Source organism: Sinorhizobium sp. FG01 (genome assembly GCF_002531875.1).
In the GTDB taxonomy this organism is placed as follows: Bacteria; Pseudomonadota; Alphaproteobacteria; order Rhizobiales; family Rhizobiaceae; genus Sinorhizobium; species Sinorhizobium fredii_C.
In genome coordinates, this window is record NZ_NWTB01000024.1 from 1 (window position 1) to 3789 (window position 3789).

The following is a 3789-nucleotide window of genomic DNA, read 5'->3' on the forward strand; positions in this document are numbered from 1 at the left end:
TGGGCTTGAGATTGCAACGGTTCTTATCTCCGGCTGGTTCTTCAGGATGCTCAAAACACTGTCATTGAAGCGAATACAGTCCTCGCCAAAGGCACGGGGATATGGAGACGCTGCCCGGCTCGAGAAGGCAGCAACGCCGATGGCGGGGAGGCACCCGCTCATGGTGAGTTGCGCCAGGCCGGCTTCACCGACTGTTTTGGCCAAGCCGGGAACAAGTGCCATAGCAAATGAATCGCCCCAGACCAGCAATTCGGGCCTGTCCGCCGTCTGGCACGCATCCGGGATAGTCTGAGGAGGTGATCCTGGGGTAAGATCACATGCTCTTCCCAGGCCGTAATTGATCCGCCGGACGTCGGAAACGCCAACCCTACTTTCGGTTGCGCCAATGCCCATTGCCGGTACGAAGGCGAGAAGAGCCGTTGCGGCGACGAGTCCTGAAGTCATTCGCACATGAGACGTGACGGTTCCCAGTCGGAAGGGTTTCTCGACGAAGCGGTGAAGAGCTAAGCTCGCGACAGCTGAGAAGCCAACTGCCGCGTAGATCGCAACCGCAGGAGGCTCTGACAGCCAAGCAGCCCGAACATAGACCAGCACCGGCCAATGGATCAGATAGAGCGAATACGAGATGTTCCCTATTTTTGCCATGGCTCGGACCGCCACACTCTCGGTGCCGGGCGCCAGCAGGAGAATGAGGGTTGCGACGCAAACTAAAGCGGCATCCACGACAGGGTTCTGCAAACCAGAAGGTCCAATGGGAATAAGGAGGAGAAGCCCAAGCGCCGGGAAGCGCAGTGTCGCGAGCTTGGCAGCCACCCGAGGGCTAGCGGGCAACAAAGCCCCGATGGAACCGACCGCCATTTCCCAAAAGCGGGTCGGCAAAAGATAAAATGCGGCGGTCGGATGTCGAAACGCCACGTAGAAACATAGGATTGCGCTGGCAACCAGTAGCGAGCCAACGCCCAACAGCCACCATCTTTTGGGTGCCAAGGCAAAGAAGGCAGGGAGCACCAGATAACACTGTTCTTCGACAGCAAGCGACCAGAAGTGCAGAAGAGGCTTTGTTTCTGCGGCTCCGCCGAAATAGTCCGCTTGAGACCATAGAACTATATTGCCGGTAAATGTCAGCGCCCCGAACACCTGATTTCGGAGCTCCCGCAGGCCCACATCTGACAGGAACAAAGGCGCAGCGATCGTCGTAAGCGCCAATGACGACGTAAGCCGCCGGCAAGAGGCGCCTCGCACGACGATAATAGAACCCCCAAAAGCTGAACTGTGATTGCTCGAGCTGCCTCATGATGAGGCCAGTGATCAGAAAGCCAGAAATCACGAAGAAAATATCAACGCCGAGATAACCGAACGGCCCGACATCGGTGTGATAAAGCACAACCAGCAGAACAGCTAGACCCCGCAAAGCCTGGACATCGGGTCGGAATTCTCGTGACATTATAGGACCTGTTGATTTTCGATCAGGTGGATGGTTCGCAAAAGCGACACTCAGGCAGGGGTTGCACGCTGCAAGAACGCAAACTTCATGCCTTCTGCAGTCGTACATCGCTTAGGTTCCACGTTCTTCAGTATGTTCACCGGTTACAAAAAGTCGTCGGCGTCGCGTTGGCCATCGCAACCAGGAATCTAATTTGACAAAACGGATGACGACCATCGTCGATTGCCAAATGGATGCTGCGCGGGCCGTGCATACGCACTCGCGATACATTCCGGCCAACCCTGATGAAACGGCGTAGTCCGCTGAAACTGATCGGCGAATTCGCTTACCCGTCTCGTCAGCGTCCGGTCGACGAAGCGAAAACTAGCGGCACGTCGGGCAGGCCCGGCAGCGTCAGCACGTGATAGACACCCGCGTCGCCGGAAAAGACGACCTTCAGGTCCGGTGCCCGCGAGAAGAGGTCGGGTGCCAGTCCGCGATGCCTGTTCCACGGGACCGCCGGGGGCAAATTGCACGACGCAAACGAGATGGCCATGATCCGGACAATCGTTGGAATCATCAGGAGCAGCCGGCGCAGGATATAGGCACCCATCAGGCGAACCCCGGCACATTCGCGCCGCCGACCGCCGGGACCGGCGGCGCTCTCGTTCGCCGTCTATGTCGTTTCAATCCCTGAACTCCTTGGCGCGTCGCATCCTGCCGAGCTGGTCCCGTATTTGAGTGATTCGCTCCGCGCTTTTGAAATCGAGAGATGCCCTGAGTGCAATGCTTCATTGGCTCGCAGCGTTCTTGGACCACCACACAACGGGGAAGCCGAGTCCGTATTTCGGTAGTTCTTGCGGCCGGTCCAGCTTGTCCCAATAGGCTATTTGGGCGGCCAGCTTGTAATAGAGCGGAATGACGTAATTATGGGCGAGCAGCACACGGTCGAGCGCCTTGGTGGCGGCAACCAGCGTCTCCCGATCCTTTGCGAAAATCACGCGCTGGATGAGCGCGTCGACGCCGGGGTCGGAAATGCCGGCATAATTGCGCGAGCCCTGACGTGTGGCGGCTTCCGATCCCCAGTAATCCGCTTGCTCGTTACCGGGGCTCAAGGTCTGGCCCCAGACCTCCCAGGTCATGTCGTAATCGAAGGCGCGCTCCCGGTTGGTATATTGCGACGGATCGACCATGCGCACGCTTGCTTCGATACCAATCCGCTTCAGGTTCTGCGTATAGGGAAGCGCGACCCGCTCGAGTGCCGGGCTGTTTATCAGAATTTCGAAGGCGAAGGGCTTGCCGGTCGCCTTGTTGACCATGCGGTTGCCCTTGAGTTCGAAGCCGGCTTCCTTGAGGAGCGCAATCGCCTGGCGCAGATTGTCGCGGGCCTTTTCCGGCGTTCCCCCGACAGGATTGGTGTAGGGGGTCGTAAACACTTCCGGTGGGACCAGCTCCTTGACCTCGTTGAGGATCTTCAGTTCCTCGCCCTTAGGCAGGCCCGATGAGGCGAGTTCCGTGCCGAAGAAGAAGCTGTTTACGCGCTGGTATTGATTGAAGAAGATGGTTCGGTTCAGTTCCTCGAAATCGAGCGCATAGTTCAGCGCCTGGCGCACGCGCTCGTCGTCGAAGGGTTTGCGGCGCATGTTCGGCACCATCGCCTGCATGACGCCGGTTGCCCGGAACGGGTTGGGGATTTCCTCGCGCTTGACGCGACCGTCCTTCACCGCCGGGAAGTCGAAGCCGGTCGCCCAGCGCATTGCCTGGTTTTCTACCCAGTAGTCGGTGTTGCCGGAGCGGAAGGCCTCGAACTCGACGTCGCGATCGCCGAAGAAGGAATAGGTGATCGAGTTGAAATTGTTCTGCCCGACATTGACGTTGAGGTTCTTGCCCCAATAGTCGTCCCGCAATTCGAAACGGATCGAGCCGCCCGGCTGGAACGAAGCGATCTTGTAGGGCCCCGAGCCCATGACCGGCTCGAGCGTCGTGCGGCTGATGTCGCGCGGCTTGCCGTCCGGCCCGCTGCCCTCCCACCAATGTTTCGGAACGATCAGGATCTGGCCGAGAATGTGCGGCAGTTCGCGATTGTTCTTTTCATCGAAGTGGAAGGTCACGTCGCGGTCGCCGGTCTTTTCCGACTTCACGACATGCCTGTAGTAGCTCTGATAGAGCGGGTTCAGCTCCTTTGCCTTCTCGAAGCTGAAGACGACGTCCTCGGGCGTCACCGGTTTGCCGTCTGCCCATTTCGCCTCGGTCCGCAGACGGAAGGTCGCCGACGAGATGTCCTCGGGAAAGGAGACGCTCTCGGCGAGTAAGCCATAGGCTGTTGAAATTTCATCATCGGCCGGCTTCAACAGCGTATCGAAGAC

General features: G+C 58.5%; 2 protein-coding genes and 3 pseudogenes. All 5 read right to left on the reverse strand.

What is annotated here, in order from left to right:
* Positions 1–1206: acyltransferase family protein (locus tag CO656_RS31330; protein ID WP_272938882.1), on the reverse strand; the 1206-nt coding region annotated here is incomplete at its 3' end.
* A 64-nt stretch (positions 1207–1270) separates the two neighbouring features.
* Positions 1271–1552: pseudogene (locus CO656_RS31475) on the reverse strand (acyltransferase); the annotation flags it as partial.
* A 209-nt stretch (positions 1553–1761) separates the two neighbouring features.
* A pseudogene (locus CO656_RS26730) lies at positions 1762–1913 on the reverse strand (glyoxylate/hydroxypyruvate reductase A); the annotation flags it as partial.
* A gap of 13 nt (positions 1914–1926) precedes the next feature.
* A pseudogene (locus CO656_RS26735) lies at positions 1927–2036 on the reverse strand (microcin ABC transporter permease); the annotation flags it as partial.
* A 178-nt stretch (positions 2037–2214) separates the two neighbouring features.
* Positions 2215–3789 (reverse strand): extracellular solute-binding protein (locus tag CO656_RS26740; RefSeq protein ID WP_097527802.1); only part of this gene is annotated, 1575 nt, incomplete at its 5' end.